Origin of the sequence: Haladaptatus caseinilyticus, assembly GCF_026248685.1 — an archaeon.
Classification (GTDB): domain Archaea; phylum Halobacteriota; class Halobacteria; order Halobacteriales; family Haladaptataceae; genus Haladaptatus; species Haladaptatus caseinilyticus.
Genome location: NZ_CP111041.1, coordinates 184,020 through 199,715, shown reverse-complemented (window position 1 = coordinate 199,715; position 15,696 = coordinate 184,020). Strand labels below are relative to the sequence as shown.

15 protein-coding genes are annotated in these 15,696 nt (G+C 51.4%); 7 read left to right on the top strand and 8 right to left on the bottom strand.

Annotation, left to right across the window (positions count from 1 at the left end):
* Positions 1 to 557 precede the first annotated feature (557 nt).
* Positions 558 to 725 (top strand): DUF1931 domain-containing protein, encoded by a 168-nt coding sequence (locus OOF89_RS21010; protein ID WP_266082640.1) that lies wholly within the window; start codon positions 558 to 560, stop codon positions 723 to 725.
* 1,023 nt (positions 726 to 1,748) lie between these two features.
* Here the strand turns inward: OOF89_RS21010 and psmA are convergent.
* Positions 1,749 to 2,483, bottom strand: coding sequence for an archaeal proteasome endopeptidase complex subunit alpha (psmA, locus tag OOF89_RS21005; RefSeq protein ID WP_266082639.1), 735 nt, complete (start codon positions 2,481 to 2,483; stop codon positions 1,749 to 1,751).
* 616 nt (positions 2,484 to 3,099) lie between these two features.
* Positions 3,100 to 4,371: a cation:proton antiporter gene (locus OOF89_RS21000; protein ID WP_266082637.1), complete on the bottom strand. Its 1,272-nt coding sequence runs from the start codon at positions 4,369 to 4,371 to the stop codon at positions 3,100 to 3,102.
* Between the two features lie 203 nt (positions 4,372 to 4,574).
* On the opposite strand from OOF89_RS21000, the gene OOF89_RS20995 reads away from it, so the two are divergent.
* From OOF89_RS20995 to OOF89_RS20985, 3 genes are all read left to right on the top strand, one after another.
* Positions 4,575 to 4,799, top strand: a complete 225-nt coding sequence (locus OOF89_RS20995; protein WP_328517210.1) for an AbrB/MazE/SpoVT family DNA-binding domain-containing protein — start codon at positions 4,575 to 4,577, stop codon at positions 4,797 to 4,799.
* Between the two features lie 89 nt (positions 4,800 to 4,888).
* Complete coding sequence (locus OOF89_RS20990; RefSeq protein WP_266082635.1) at positions 4,889 to 5,329, top strand: VOC family protein; 441 nt, start codon at positions 4,889 to 4,891, stop codon at positions 5,327 to 5,329.
* A 181-nt stretch (positions 5,330 to 5,510) separates the two neighbouring features.
* Positions 5,511 to 7,010 (top strand): amidase, encoded by a 1,500-nt coding sequence (locus OOF89_RS20985; RefSeq protein ID WP_266082633.1) that lies wholly within the window; start codon positions 5,511 to 5,513, stop codon positions 7,008 to 7,010.
* Positions 7,011 to 7,073: 63 nt separating this feature from the next.
* On the opposite strand, the gene OOF89_RS20980 is transcribed toward OOF89_RS20985, so the two are convergent.
* Entirely contained in the window at positions 7,074 to 7,949 is an 876-nt protein-coding gene (locus OOF89_RS20980; RefSeq protein WP_266082631.1) for a glycerophosphodiester phosphodiesterase, read from the bottom strand.
* 318 nt (positions 7,950 to 8,267) lie between these two features.
* Positions 8,268 to 9,317 carry a hypothetical protein gene (locus OOF89_RS20975; RefSeq protein ID WP_266082629.1) on the bottom strand — a complete coding sequence of 350 codons (1,050 nt, stop codon included), beginning with the start codon at positions 9,315 to 9,317 and terminating at the stop codon, positions 8,268 to 8,270.
* 365 nt (positions 9,318 to 9,682) lie between these two features.
* Here OOF89_RS20975 and OOF89_RS20970 point away from each other — a divergent pair, with 365 nt between their 5' ends.
* The 3 genes from OOF89_RS20970 to OOF89_RS20960 all read left to right on the top strand — a co-directional run bounded on the left by OOF89_RS20970 (position 9,683) and on the right by OOF89_RS20960 (position 11,265).
* On the top strand, positions 9,683 to 10,015 hold the full coding sequence (locus OOF89_RS20970; RefSeq protein WP_266082627.1) for an FxLYD domain-containing protein: 333 nt from the start codon (positions 9,683 to 9,685) through the stop codon (positions 10,013 to 10,015).
* A gap of 172 nt (positions 10,016 to 10,187) precedes the next feature.
* On the top strand, positions 10,188 to 10,394 hold the full coding sequence (locus OOF89_RS20965; protein WP_266082625.1) for a hypothetical protein: 207 nt from the start codon (positions 10,188 to 10,190) through the stop codon (positions 10,392 to 10,394).
* 631 nt (positions 10,395 to 11,025) lie between these two features.
* A complete protein-coding gene (locus OOF89_RS20960) occupies positions 11,026 to 11,265 on the top strand; it encodes a hypothetical protein (protein ID WP_266082623.1) in 240 nt (79 codons plus the stop codon).
* Between the two features lie 440 nt (positions 11,266 to 11,705).
* Here the strand turns inward: OOF89_RS20960 and OOF89_RS20955 are convergent, their stop codons facing one another.
* The 4 genes from OOF89_RS20955 to OOF89_RS24680 form a co-directional block, all read right to left on the bottom strand.
* Positions 11,706 to 12,254, bottom strand: a complete 549-nt coding sequence (locus OOF89_RS20955) for a P-loop NTPase family protein (RefSeq protein WP_266082622.1) — start codon at positions 12,252 to 12,254, stop codon at positions 11,706 to 11,708.
* The gene (locus OOF89_RS20950) at positions 12,251 to 13,576 is read right to left on the bottom strand and encodes a divalent metal cation transporter (RefSeq protein ID WP_407661674.1); all 1,326 of its coding nucleotides are present in this window, start codon (positions 13,574 to 13,576) and stop codon (positions 12,251 to 12,253) included. Before OOF89_RS20950 ends, OOF89_RS20955 begins: the two co-directional genes overlap by 4 nt.
* Before the next feature lie 212 nt (positions 13,577 to 13,788).
* Positions 13,789 to 15,351 (bottom strand): sodium:solute symporter family transporter, encoded by a 1,563-nt coding sequence (locus OOF89_RS20945; protein WP_266082621.1) that lies wholly within the window; start codon positions 15,349 to 15,351, stop codon positions 13,789 to 13,791.
* Positions 15,351 to 15,491, bottom strand: a complete 141-nt coding sequence (locus OOF89_RS24680) for a thiaminase II/PqqC family protein (protein WP_407661673.1) — start codon at positions 15,489 to 15,491, stop codon at positions 15,351 to 15,353. Before OOF89_RS24680 ends, OOF89_RS20945 begins: the two co-directional genes overlap by 1 nt.
* Positions 15,492 to 15,696 lie beyond the last annotated feature (205 nt).

Sequence of the window (15,696 nt, the reverse complement as noted above, 5' to 3'; positions counted from 1 at the left end):
CAGTTCATATTTACTCTCAGTCATGGATGGAGTTGATGAATACAAGTATTGTAGTGTTCAGTAAGAAGATGACATGGTGTTTGTCGCATGGGTCCTTGCCGATCTGAAGCGTTTGAGCAGTGTGCGTTTTGGCCCTCAGAACCAACCGATTAGCCAAGTATCGGTCGGGATGCCGATTTCCCGTGTGACAACGTGGGTGAGTTTTCGCCATCGTAAGACTAGAAGACGGCTATGGTTTTGCAATTCCCACCACTCTCACGTCGGAGAAACCGCCGGACTGAGTCTGCAATTACCTGATCAGATTCGAGACCGACTATTGAAACCGCGTCAACAAGCTGATGTGCAGTAGGTGTTTTATCAGTGCTTGGTACCCCACTCAAGGCCGCCTCAACGATTGGTGCTTATCAGCGTCGGGAATCGAAATGGAATCACCATTACAGAGAACGGTATTACTTCGATCGAATGTTAACACCTTCGACCATCTCTCTAACTTAGTAGTCCTCTGCCGACTATTTTACCGCTGACTTTTTGTAGTATTATACCGTTTGGATGCTTGTATGGCAGATTTGATTGTCAAAGCGGCAGTGAAAGAACAGCTCGAAGGCCAAAATGTGGCGGGTGACTTCTACGATGCACTCGACGAGGAAGTCGCAGAAGTCCTCGACAACGCCGCCCGGCGAGCTGAAGAAAACGATCGCAAAACCGTCCAAGCGCGCGATTTGTAGCTGCTCATCGCTTCACTGTAGCAGTAACCTGTTTTTTCTCACTACACGGAATACACTTCTCAGTAGCGTACCGCTACTCCGGCCGAATCTATATTGCACACCGAGATTCGGGCTTCTTCTTGCGAATCTCATCGATTTTAAGGAGACGACCCAGAACGTTATACGCCGACCATCTTAGTCATCCAAGTCCGTCCGCGATTTCGCTTGACATGTGGGATACGAACGATTCGATGACCTTGTATACATTTACGCACTAAACATTTTTTACATGACGCTTACATTGGACTGCTGTGGCAAGTTTTAGGACGAAACGAGGGACATGTTTCATCTCCCAAAGCGAATTGTGGATTGAGGAGAGCTATACTAACCAATTGAAACGCTACTACGAGGGAGCGAAAGCTTCGACCCGTGGACTCATACGCATGGGTCTAATGGTCGTCTATCAACAAAGGCAAAGACTGCCTATCCAACACCATTATAAAGGTTACTTTCGAGTGATAACTATGTCTTCAGAAGGAACGTTACAGTCGATACGTCGATGGCTCATGGTTATCGCTTCTCTCCTCTCTTTTCAAATCTATTTTCTGATTAGAAACAGCTATGGCATAGATCACCTGTTAAAGATGATAGCAGCAGTCTGTGGTCTGGGCATTCTTTTCCTCCTCGTGGCACCGTATTGGGAATCAATGCTAGACGAAGAAAGAGAGTAAAGATCCGACGCAAGTTGAACAGACGACACAAGAGTTTGTCTGTGGACCTACACTGAAAGAAGCGGTATCCGCCTTTCTTGTATCCACTGCTCGAGGGAACTCGGTCGTGTTTATATACGAGGAAGATTTCGCAGGCCGGTACTTTCTGCATGAGTCAGTACTGTCGCCTTTGCTTTGAGTTAAGAGAATGCTTTGATTAGTATGAAATACTAACCAGAACAGGTCTTCAGCGTCATCCCCTACAGGGTATCTGAAACCCCTGGGGGAAGTCGTGAGAGACGGTTGGACCTCCAGAATGGTTCACTACCTGGATTTACTCAGTGGATGTCGAAAGATCACGAAGGTGTTCTGCAACTGTTTCCTCATTTACCATCTCGTAGTACTCTGATTCAGTATCGATGGTTGCAACACTGACGTCATTTGCTGAGAGCTCATCATCTTTCACGCTTTCGAGCGCTCGAAGAACTACCCGAACGCCACCATCAAGCGATAGATCGGCCTCATACTGTTCTTCGAGAGTGGCTTGCAGGTCATCACTCTTCGAACCGATTGCAGTTGCCCTCCATTCGGACGTTGTTCCTGCCGGCGTAACTTCGAAGAGTCGCGGTTCACCTTTGTCGATGCCACCAAGAAGAAGCCCGACTCCAAATGGCCGTGTGCCACCTTTCTGCGTATATTCTTGAATATCATCACAAACTGCGGTGGTGAGCGCATCGACACCGACTGGCTCATCATAACGCCATTGCTCAACTTGTGCATGCTGACGTGCTTTGTCGACCAATTGGCGGGCGTCAGCAGCATGGCCCGCAGATGCAACTCCAATGTGTGTGTCGACCTTGTGGAGCTTTTCGACTGACGATGATTCCATCAGCGATGATCGGATGTTGATTTCAGCTGCGAGCACTACACCATCAGTCGTCCGGATGCCGAGACAAGCACTGCCTCGTTTGACCGCTTCGCGAGCGTATTCGACCTGGTAGAGTCGGCCGTCCGGGGAGAATATTGACGTGCCTCGATCGTATGCCTGCTGTTGGTTTTGTCCTTGCATAGTGTTGTATAGAGCGCTCGGCTCTCGTTGTGACCCATTGGGGTGGGCTTTGTAAAGGAGTTTTGTTGACTTGGCGAGAGACGTGACAAAAAATGACATGGTTTCCCCCATATTCTTGACTGTCCGTCGTGCCACCGTTGTGAGGTTCCTGTTACCCGATCGTCGGACGATCGGACGGCAGATCCAATGACCTAATCCGAAGTGAACAACCAGTACAAGTCATTCAAACGGTCCATTACTACACCATATTTCCGGAGTAACTCGGCGATATACTACAGGGAGACGCATTCTCCTTCCACATTCATTTCTGGTTTTTGCAGATCGTCTCATCAGTTCGCTATCAGTGATAGGCTTGTGCTGAGCCGTGGAAGACAGTTAACTGGACTAAACCAAATCCACTTTACAACTCGTTGCAAAAGGAGTGAGTTATAGCGGTTTGGTTGCTGAAGACGTGTAAGTTCATCGGCCTCTACGGACGGCGCAGACCGAGTGCCTCGGGGGTCAAACCCCGAGGCGGTTCACTCTCGAATACAATGACGATAGCAGACAGTGATCTCGTGATCTGACCAAAATAACATCAACCTCTCGACGAAGGCTCATCAGAGCTATCCGTCATTTATGCGTTCCCTCGGGTTGAAAGCGCTTTCATGACTGGTGTGGCAGTGATTCCATGAACGATAATGGAAACCAGGACAATAAATCCTATAAGAGCCCATAGAAGTCGTGAGGCCGGGAATTGTGCTTCATTCAATCCATACGACAGATAGTAGAACGATCCGACACCGCGAATACCGAAGAACGCGATAGTAGCACGCTCGTCGCTCTCGATTGATGCTCCAACGAGGCCCACCGCTCCTGTGACTGGTCGCAGGATGAAGATGATGACTAATCCAACGATGATCATTTCCCATGAGAGTGGATCGAGGAGCCCAGTGACAAGTGTCCCGCCGAAAAGAACGAGCAGGAGAGCCATTGCCAACCGCTCCGTCACTTCTGAAAAATCATGAAGGGCTTGGTTGTATTCATGGGATCGTTCCTGGTGTCTGATCATTAACGCAGCAACAAAGACCGCGATGAAACCATATCCTTGGAAAAACTCCGTCACACCGTACACCAACAGGGTCCCACCAAGTGCTTCAACACCTTCTACTGCCCGAGCAAGTCGGGTAGTAGGTGAAAAGCGGAACAGTAGTTCTGCGAGTACGTATCCAAGGAACAGTCCTAGAAGGGTCCCCACGATGATTTTATATCCAACATACATCAACATCCACTTTCCAAGCCAATCAGTACCGACAATCCCGGACCCAGCGATAAGAATGGCGGCGTATGTAAATGGAAACGCCAATCCGTCATTGAGACCAGCTTCTGATGTGAGAGCAAATCGAACTTCATGTTCGTGTTCTCGGCCGTCGTAATGGTCATCTGCAACATTCTCACCTTCACCTGGGGGTCCAACCTGGATGTCCGAAGCTAGCACGGGGTCTGTCGGTGCGACGATGGCCCCGAGGAGAACGGCGGTCGCAGGAACGATTCCGAGTACCCACCACCCAAGAAACACCGCGCCAGCGATCGTGAGCGGCATCGTCACGGCTAATAATCGCCACGTTGTTGACCAGGTTTGAAATGAAAACGGTCGGTCCAGTTTGAGCCCCGCCCCCATTAAGGAAACAATCACGATGAATTCAGTGACCTTCTCAGCAATGACTCCGTTTGCGATTGGATCAGGGTTTGGAAGACCAAGTGGGAGCGAGAACGCTACAGCTCCGATTACGAGATAGAAGAGAGGAGCTGAAACGGCACGGTCGGCGAGCAACTCTGGCAGAACCGAAGCAGCAAGGATAACGAAGCCAGCTAATGCTACTCCGACAATATAGGTTTCAACCATCACTATTTGATAGCCAGCGCTCCATCAAAACCAATGTGGCAGCCGCTCTTTGCGACCGACAATGGAAAAGTAGTTGTTCGGCCATCCGTCTCAAGATACCAGAGCCCCGAGATTGATGTAAAATAGCCAGTCACATCAGTACAGCTAACTCCAGTTAACAGGTACTTCTCAGTGAAAGTGGCAAAAATACTACGTGAGATACAACGATTAGTCCCATACCTACTGTAAGTGGGTTCATAAGCAAAATAGACTCAAAGGGACGAATTGCTCTCCTACAAAACGTCCGACGACGACTCGGAATTACACCTGGCACCGAAGTCGAAATCCACGAAGAAGACGGGAAAGCGGTCATCGAACCGGAGGACAAACCCGATCAAATCATCGCTGATCTCGAAACGATCATCGAAGATGCCGAGACACACAGAGACTAACCCGAATATGAAAAGCTAGATGTCGAAGCCAAGCACCACATCCACCGTCAAAGCCTATTTGCCCACTCATCACCTAATTTGCTCGGACTATGGCAATCAAGCGGATGGACAACGTCCTCATCGTGGTCGAGGACCTCGAAACCGCGAAAGCGTTCTTCACGGAGCTCGGCATGGAGTTGGAGGAGGAAACACGCGTCGAGGGGGAGTGGGTGAACCGCGTCGTGGGGCTCAAAAACGTCCAAAGCGACATCGCCGTTATGCGGACCCCCGACGGCCACGGCCGCGTCGAGCTCTCGAAGTTTATCAAGCCCAAGGCTACTCGCAACGGATCCGAGGAACCGGCGGTGAACACCCTGGGGATCCGCCGCATCATGTTCGCCGTCGACGACATCGACGAAGTTCTCGACCGTCTCCGCTCCCACGGAGCCGAACTCGTGGGCGACGTCGCCCAGTATGAAGACGTGTACCGCCTCTGCTACGTGCGCGGACCCGAAGGCATCATCGTCGGGTTAGCCGAGGAGCTCAGCTGAGCTTAGCGGGTTACACCACCGTAACCATCAGCCAGGGAGGGTGTGAGAACGGGATGCAAGAACCTGCCGAGATACCTCAATTTAGTGCTTTTACTCACAATAGCATAATTCACGCTGGCGATGATTTGTCTCTGGGCCGAAGGTATATGATCATATGGAATGACTATTGAGGAGGATCCCCATGTCAGGTAAGTTCAAATTAATGGAAATCACTGTTGATGAAATTCACGAGGCAATGGAGGCTGGTGAAGTCACAAGTGAAGAACTCGTCGAACGCTATATTGAGCGGATTGAAGCATACGATTACTCTGGACCTAAACTGAATAGTATCGTCACCATCAATGAGAACGCAGCCAAGCGTGCAGCCGAACTTGACGAGAAACGGGAAACGGACGGTTTTGTCGGCCCACTTCACGGCATTCCTGTTCTTGTCAAAGATCAGGCTGAGACGAAAGGTGTGGTAACAACATTCGGCTCCGAGGCTTGTGCGGAATATATTCCTGAGGCCGACGCAACGATCGTCTCCCGAATCAAGGAAGCCGGGGCTGTGGTCCTAGCGAAGACAAATCTACCAGACTGGGCGTGTGCCTACTTTACGTTCTCTTCGGCGTCGGGACAGACAAAAAATCCATATGATCTGGAGCGTGACCCCGGGGGATCGAGCGGTGGAACAGGGGCGAGCGTGGCCGCTAACCTCGGAGTAGTCGGTATCGGCGAGGACACCGGTGGGTCGATTCGCGTCCCATCCGCAAATTGTAACCTTTACGGGATCCGTCCTACGACTGGCCTCGTAAGTCGCACTGGACTGTCACCGATCGTGCCCCGGCAGGACACCGCTGGCCCAATGGCTCGGACCGTTACCGACATGACCTACTTACTTGACGTACTCGTCGGGTACGACGCAGAGGACCCTTGGTCGGGCGCAACAGCACAGTCCGAGGTCAGCTCGTACACTGATTATCTAAACGAAGACGGTCTAGAAACCAAGCGAATTGGTGTGCTTCGTGATCTCTTCGGTGACGACGACAACCCCGATGGTGCGCCTGTGAACGAGGCTGTCGAAAACGCGATCGAGACGCTATCAGAGGCCGGAGCTAAAATCGTTGATCCTGTCTCTGTCCCCAATATCGAAGAACAGATTACAAAGACCGAGGTCTATGACTACTTTGGGTCGATCTATCTCAACGATTTCATCGCAGAGCGCGATAACATCCCGTACGAGAATACCCAGGATATCCTCGAGGATGGTGCGTACCACGAAAATCTCGGGCTCTTTGAAGCAATCGCGTCAGTGACGGAGGATCCCAAAGACGTACTTGACTTTTGGCGAAATACCCTCGGTCAAGAGACTTTCCGTCGTGATGTCTTAGATACGTTCGCTGCCAACGATCTTGACGCGCTCGTCTTCCCCAACGTTCAGGTGGTGCCGCCATTGGTCTCAGAACTAGGTGAGAAATACACGACGGCAGACTTTCCAGCGAATACGCCCTTAGGTGCGCAGACGCAGTGTCCAGCAGTGTCAGTTCCCGGTGAATTGACCAAGAACAGACTCCCCATTGGTATTGAACTGCTCGGAAAACCATATCACGAACACGAACTCGTCGAGATGGCGTACGCCTACGAGCAGGTCGCGGATACACGCACGCCTCCTGACGTGACACCTCCGCTCTCCAGTGAGTGAAGTCGCTTTAACACATAGCCATCGGAGGACAGCGAAAATTGTAAAAAATAATTGACTATTATACTATTTATTTTTCCGACTCATTGATTTGGGATGCGTAGTCTTCGTAGCAAAGGTAGCCATATGCGGATAATCTGCGATCAGTCCATCTACGTTCAGCTCAAGTGGTTCTTGTGCCTCTCTCCAACTATCGATCGTCCAAACATTCACTTCCCGACCTTCCTTGTGAGCGGTTTCTACGAGATCACGATCAAGAACTCCGGTAGATGGATTTACTGCTTTGGCGTCTACTTCGCGAGCAATCTCCAGATTTTCGTCCTTGTTACTCCCGAAAATCGGCGCCACATCGACGTTGGGGTCTACATCTCGAACTGCTCTGAGCGCGTCCGGATCGAACGAGGACACATAGTACTGCCCTGGGTATCGCGATGCAATGGGTAGTGTCCGTTCGGCAAACTCTTCCCAGGAAAGTGGTCCTGGATCTTTGAATTCGATATTCATCATGACACTCGGTCTAGTTGCAGCAAGTGTCTCAGCAAGCGTTGGAATCGTTTCGCCCGACTCGAGAACTTCTGCTTGCAATACAACGTCAGATGGGGTTTCCCCAACGAGACCTTCTTTATCCGTGAGAGTATCAAGGGCCGCATCGTGAAAAACGACAATTTCTCCATCACTTGTCGCTTCAACATCGATTTCAATCCGGTCCGTTCCTAATCGTGATGCACCCTCGACAGCGGCGATCGTATTTTGCGGAAATACGTCTCTGAATCCGCGATGTGCCGTTATATGGAACTTATCTCGTGCACTTTGGGTGACGTGCTGCTTTTTGCGTGCCGTCCCCGTACCACTCACTAATGAGGCACCGAGTGCCATGCCAATGGTTCCAATAACATTTCGTCGTGATATTCGGTTCACAACACGCCTGTAGTATCGTGTCATCAATTAATTCAAAGTCTAATCGGTAATAAATATTTATATTAATTTTCATACCCGTAATAGAGATATTGTGTTCTAAATTGTCACCACTATTTAATAAGTTATTGTATCTACTAAGTAAGCAAGAGCTTGGTTGTTAGATAACAGTAAAGCCAAGACACACAATCATTATTTTCTTATTGCAAGTCCTTTTTTAGGAAATACATAGTGTTTGCATGGTATTCAAGCTCGTATAGTTATAGGTATTTCCGTGTTATTGAGTATAGTCGCTTAAATTGTGACTGTCATATTCGATTTTCGCGTGTGAGTGCTGAATTGCTGTTACTGATTCTCATTGTACGAAACTTCAAATGGCCCTTCGTTTGAATCCTTCTGTGGGAGAATCGGTCCGATTGCAGCGGATCGTCGGGTGAGTGTTGCAGTCCGAAGGATATACGCAGCAAGCAAGACAAGTGGAACAAATACGAGTGTTGCGAGGAATGATGTCACATATGGGAGGTACATGACGGCAATCGTCCCACCACCAATGTCGCCATAGAGTACCGTGATGAGGACTGCAGCAAGTACTGCTGGGATACCACAGTAAATGGTAAGTTGTGAGAACCGAGTGAGTTCTCGTTGCAGATATACAGTCTTGAAATGCTCCTGTGCGATACGGAATAACTGGAGTAGATCGATTAAATCATCAAAATTCTGTGCCGTTTCTTCCGACAGTGAGGAAGCATCGTTACGGAGATGTTTTGTTGCATAGAGTTGCCATACATCATCGTAATTGACGGCTACAGAAAGTGTATCGAACGCGGTTTCCCCAGTCTGGTCCAATGACTTATCAATTTGTTCTGTGCTTTCAGCAACGCTATTAGCGAACTGGACTGCTCGTGCTCGATATTCCTCGTCATCATGATCACCCAAAGCGGTAGCAAGAGAATTGGCACGGTGTTGAATAGCCGTAGCGAGTAACAGAAGAATTTGAGAGGGCGCTGCCGGAGTCGCCGGTACACCAGCCATCTGTTCGACATCTTGTCGAAAATCAAGTACCCCATCGAGACGGTCACGAAAATCGCCAGCAGGAGAGAACTCTTGTGAGAGAATGAGCTGGTTTACTGAAACAACGAGAGTGACAAGCGAGAAAGTGCCTGCAATCATTCCACTTGCCATTCGTGTAACCGAATTTTCGTTCGTGAATGCGATCACACCGTAATGAGAGAGGAGAAGAAATAACACGAAAATCATCGCTGAGCCACCGACCGTGATGAGTAGTCGGTTCCCCTCGATCAATATCCATTCTAGAACCTGATTTCGGGATTTCGACCGTTGTGCAATATCATTGCTGGGTGACTCTGGCGAGCTATCGTTTTCAGTAGAACTCATGGTGGAGAAATAGACTGACGAGACAAAAGGACATTGGCAAAGAGCATACAAATAAACCTTGGTTGATAATTCCCCTGTATTGAAGATAGTGTATCTATACGAGATGTAATCGCTACTGTTGAAAAGTCATATTGAAATGTATGCCGCTCCTCTATTTGCAGTAGGATGACTGACTCTAAACACAGCAGAGGAGCGAGTCACAGGTGAAAATTAGCTCTCAACAGATCTCTCGGAGATGTTTTCTCTCATCTCTCGGTATTGGAACAACGGTTATTCTTAGTGGCTGTGCCAGCTCGGATGATGATCCCCAGTATTCGCGGACCGTAGTCAACAACAGCACCGGCAAACCGCGAACAGCGAACGAAATGGTAGCAGCAGAAGCCGTCGTACAACAAAACCCGAATGAGGATGCCAGCTCTGTTGATTCACTCAAACTCGACTCTCACGAGTTCGTAATCAAAGATAGCTACAAAGGCCCAACGGTACAGGGTACCGCCATCAATACTGGTAAAAATTCTCTTTCATATGCCGAAGTACGTGTCCGTGTGTACGATGATACAGGTGCGCAGCTTGGACTGTATCTCGATAGTACGAATGACCTTAGTGCGGGGATCACATGGCAGTTTGAGGTTGTTCTTCTCACCTCCGCAAGTAAGATCGCAAGCTACGATATCGCCTTGGTCGGTATTCCAGGGTAGTCTCTTTCCGGTAATGGATGTCGCGGGAGTATTTGTTTGAACTTTATTCCTAGCACTGTCCACCCGCTTTTAGTAACTCATCACACCGTGTTCGGGTTTTCTTCTTACTGCTAAATAGGGTGCTTGTATCCGCAAGCCACAGTTGTATCCAATCCCACTGGCAATTCAGCCTATGCCTGATATCGGCAATCCGATTGGGTTTGATCTCGCCACTGTTCTCACTGGGTCGGGACTCACACTCCTGTTATCTGCAGCGATCGGAGAATATGGTGCGCAGTTTCAGTATAGTGTTTCAGAGCTATATGGGATGGCTGGCGCTGTGTTCGTCGCAGTCGGTGTTATCTTCGGCCTTATTCTTGTTGCAACTGGTAACCGGTGATACCGCTCCTTTCTGAAGTCCACCTTCCCTCGACATCGATACCCCTGGACTCGTCGACGTTACCAACGAGAGCCACGACAATCCCGCTGAGAACCAACTCGTCGTCACCATCGACGATGTGTTTGAGGGGTGGGTCGAGACGGTGTCGAGGGTGGCTGACGTCGCCAGTTCGACGATGTTCTCGTCAGTGATGCCGTCGATGTCGACGACAAGAAAGAGACCGTCGAACGCAGAACCAGGGATATTGGCACGACGGGTGGTCTCCTCTAAGGTCTCTTCAACGAGTTCAGCGGCTCAGGCTGGTTTTGTGACATAAAGAGCAAGACCATCGCCGGAGCGTTTGATCGTATTGGGCATTGGTAGTTAGTATTATATACTAACTGAAAACATCCGCCTCACCTCTTGAGTTTGATTGTATTTCACCCCATATTGGATAGAAACTGACTTCAGTTCGCATATTCCAGTCGCAAATGCAGCCCGTGTACCCCAACAGACGGCATGGGATCTTGCACTCTTCCCAACCCATGCATCCATGCCGTCTTTATCCCAGTGTATCACGGCACTCGACTTAGCGAAAGAGGACGTTTCCTCCAAGGATTTACGAAGTGAGTGTACGAATCGATGAGTACCAATGGTTGGACAGGGAGAATCACCACTCTCACCTCTTGCACAAGACGCCCTTGACGCGCTTTCGACAGCATTGCCGGACGAGGGAGAATTCACTTACGAGCAAGCGTATACTGTTGTAGCTGAGAGAGAAGATCTTGGGCGACCGGGTGCTGAAGATATCATCGAACGACTCAACAACAGGGGACATCTCTATGAAGTTGAGGGGAAGCTTCGACTCACTGATTACGAATCTACGCGGTAACGAGCGTTCCACTACCCAGCGGTCACGAACTAGTATCCATTCGTTGTAATGAGGGATGTGGCGGGGCAATGTTGGACCAAAAGTGATGGCGTCAGGTCCAGAATTTGTCAGAGCGGCCTCGCCACATGTTAGATAATGTCTAGCAGCCTTAAATGCTTTGTGGTAAGCGAAAAACCAAACAGTTCGATAAATCGAATCTGCTGTCTTACCGTCACTGACTGAACACGAACCGCACTACGACTGAACGGCATTTGTTCCGTTGCGTGATTCGGATGCTGGTGCGTTGACGACGTCCTTCGGGAAGTGGCTGATGAGAATGTGTACCAGTATTGGGCACCGAGCGGCGCTATCGAAGTACACCGTCGATATCGATAGAGCGCTAAGGAATTGATTCGAGCGGCGAATGAGTAGGGCGCGACTCGAAGTGTGAGAAGCACTCATCATAGTGAGATGGTTCGGTCAACCCACGCCTGGATAAACCCTACAGCCTCTCGTTCGTACCGGGAAACAGGATCATCCGTCCCGAGCTCGTCGCTTTCAAAGGCATTCATAACCACACACTCGGCCCGTTTGCAGTAGGAAGTGAGTTGTTTGGAGTCGAATGATTTGTGCTGATACGGTATTGTGGCATCATTTACGAATACTACGCGCGGATTTGCAGCCTCGTCAAGAATCCGACTCGCTCGCTTGGCGTTATCCTGGGCCAGTGCGACCATTTTCTCTTCAGTCTTACCTTCCGATCGCGGGGCATTCGCCTCGAGGACACCGTACCATACTCGATCAGGAATCGTCGTGAAGCGATCGAGCCTGCCGCCGAGCATACATTCGTCCCGTTCGACCTCGGGGGCGAACTCTAAGACGACTACGCCCTCAGTACCCTTCCGTTCGATCCAGGCATCGAGCGCTTGGGCAGTGAGACGGGTCTTCCCAGTCTGAGAAGGGCCGACGATTAGAGTCGAACCGGAGAGTGGGAACGGAAGATCAGTCATACGATCGCTGCCTCCTCTCGGGCATATTTCCCCAGGAGAACGATGGTCGCGATCCCGAGGATGATGGCGAACATGAGGACGATACCTGACAACGAATCGATGCCGCCTGCAATCTGTTCGCGAACAAAGTTCACTGCGAGTGCCCCTGAAACGAGAAGTAAGGCGAGTCCCCCACAGTTGGCGAGTGTCGAGTTCGACTCTGGCACTGCCTTGGAGTTCAGAAGGTAGAGAACGATGGCGATGGCGAATGGCGTCCCAACTGTACCAAGCGCAAGGACGAGCACGAGCTGGCCGATAACTTCCCCACCGATGAAGGCGCCGGGAGCAGACAGAAGCGCGAATGCGGCGAGGAGTGTCCGGTACCGCGAGTCTTCGACCGTCGTATTCCAGCCGAGTTTGTCAGCAACGAGAAACGGTGGGACGATCGTGTTCCCACCGAGCGTTGAGACTGCCGCACCACCAAGCCCAAGGAGGAAAAGCCACTTGGCGCTCGATCCGGCAAGCGGGCCAAGAGCCTGTGCAGCGCTGACGGTCGTCAGATTGGGGTCGGTGAGCACACTGGCAGTAACGAGGAAGATCGCAACGCTGTAAACACCAAACGCGACGAGCATCGAAGCGACGATATCGAAGGTTGCGAGGTCGTACTCATGATCGGTCCACCCGCGAGCGTGCATCGTGTAGGAATGCATCGTGATCAGCGTGATGTGAACCGCACCGCCGAGGATACCCGCGGCCACAACTGCACTGCCGGAGGGAAGTGACGGAGAAAGTCCCTGAACGGCACTCCCTGGGTCGATCGAAACAACGGAAAGGGATGCGACGAACGCGAGGACGACCGCAGTAACGAGGATCTTCGCCACAAATTCGATGAAACGATACCCCTGCCCGGCGAGACCGACGGCGAGAACCAGCGCCCAGATACCACCCCATATTCTGGCATCGATTCCCGTTATCGTCGACGAGACTGAAGCGACGGTGTTCATGATCACGAGCTGTGCGACGCCAGCTGCAATCACCACATCGATGACGAGGATCCAGGCCCACCACGTCCCAAGATATTCCTCGACGACGCCCACGATTCCCCGCTCGGTGAGGAGTCCTAATCGCATTGCGAGATATTGCGCTAGTGCACCTGCGACCGCAGAGAGAATCACGACCCAAAGCAGAGCATAGTTGAAGCGTGCACCCGCAGTAAGTAGACTCGCCATCGTCGCCGGCCCTGCGGCGATCGCCCCAGCAACCCACGACGGCCCCATTTCACGGAGGTAGTCGCGGACTGCTCCGCCCCCCGTGGTGGTCACGGCAGTCGGTATTTCATTCATACCTTGGTGATATTACCGGAGAATGAAATACATACCGACTTCACGGCTCAAGCCGGTTGATTGTCCCGAGGAGTCACACCAAGCGGTTCACCCCCATTCTAACTAACAAACCTCACTGGTAATCACGGCCACTTCGTAACAAAACACAAGGAGAACGCTAAGAAGACTTCCCCAGAGAACGACTGCAAAAGCCATCGAACTCATGACTGCCATTACTCACTCACCTCCGCGTCAGTGTCCGTGTCCACCGTCAAACCGCCGTCGGTTGTCGGTTCATCGAATCTGCGAATCTCGTGGGAGAGTCGAGCTAAGTCGAACGCTTCGCTCGAGAATCGTGCGGTAATCAACGCTAGGCCAGTCGAGGTGAGAAACGCGCCGGCGAAGGGAATCAGATACGTCGTGTCGGCGGCCGGGAGAGCATTTCTGAGTAACGAATCCAATGCCTCGTGGAGGCCGAACGGGAAGGGGAAGTAAGCGCTCCCGGCTGCGAGTCCGGCGAGACTACTCAGGAGGGCTCCAGTGCCCGAGAGACGGCCACTAAACAGGCCGTAGACGAGCGGGAAGCCGACGGCGGCACCGAGAAGGTCGGCAACGAAAAAGAGGCGAAGGACACTCTGAGCGCGAAGACTCACCGCGATTGCGGCGACCGCAATGAGTACGGTAAACGCTCGCGCACTGAATCGAAGGGTTCGGTCATCCGGATTTTCGATCAGCCGCGGGAGATCGGCTGTCACGAGGCTCGACAACGCATTGAACAGCGTGTCGGCTGTGCTCATGACCAACACGAGCGCTAGCAGGAGAACGCCGAGGACGACCCATTCTGCGACGGTGTTCTCGAGCAAAATGAAAAAGGCGATTCCAGCGTTATAATTCTCACTCCCGAATTGAGTGACAACATCGGCATTGCCGACTGCGATAACGCCGAGGAACGTGGCCAAGAGGAGAACTAAACCGTTGACGACGGTCGCGGTGCGGAACCCTCCCTCGACCGTGTCGGATCCGTTAGCGGCGTAAATACGCTGCCACCACGTTTGATTGATGAGTTCCGAGCCGAGGATCGCGAAAACCAGCGCAACGCCGAACCTGACCCCTGGAACGAATCCGGGATCAAGGAGCATAGAGTCCGCAGACACGATTCCCTCATAAACGCCGCTGGTTCCGCCGAGCACGAGAACAACCGTAACGATGCTCACGACGAGCAATGGGAGGATCAATAACATTTGTATCGTGTCAGTGACAATGCTCGCTCGGAGGCCACCGTAACCGGTGTACAACAGGACAAATCCGCCGACGAGAAACGCCGTCTGCCATTGAGGAACTCCCGCTACGTGGTAGAGCGCCAGCGAGATCCCGGTCAACTCCGCGGCGAGAAACACGAACATATAGAGGACGCTAACGGCGATCACAAACGCGTACATCATGCCGCCATACCGCACGTAGGCATATTCGGTGAGCGAATGGCCCTCCGGAATCACCTTTCGAATCCGTGGGCCGAGCTTCGAGTACGCGAGCATCGGAATGGCCTCGCCGACTCCGTAGCCCACCACAGCAGCGATTCCGTAGAGGGCGCCAGCCTCTGGGGCCGAGAGGAGAATCCAGACACCCATGACCGAGGCAATGAGCGTGGCCGACGTTTGTCCCTGCTCAGTTGAATCGCGTGCAGTGATGAGATCCTCTACGGACTTAACCCTCCCATGTGAGAACCAAACCCCGATCCCGGTGAAAACTGCGAGTGTCGCGATCGTCAGTCCGAGCGCCACAGCAGAACTCACCATTACTTATCCCCCCCTTCGACGCCCAAGTAGACGCAATCCTGCCTGATCCAGTTCCTGAATAGCTCCTCATTGAAAGTTCCTTCCCTGAACTTTTCGATCATTGGGTGCTCCAAGATAGCGTCCCAAACGGATTCGGCCATTGGTTCGAGGTCGCCTTTAAAGATCATATTCGAGGGTACACACTCGACCCCAATATAACCACACAATATAACTCAGTGGTAAACAGATAGTACGTTCACGAACATAGTGAGCTACACCATGGGTGGAATCTCACCGTCTATTCATTATTGCCCGCGGGAAGGCCACATTCGGTAGAAGAATTGCAGGCAGCGGCCACTTCAGTCT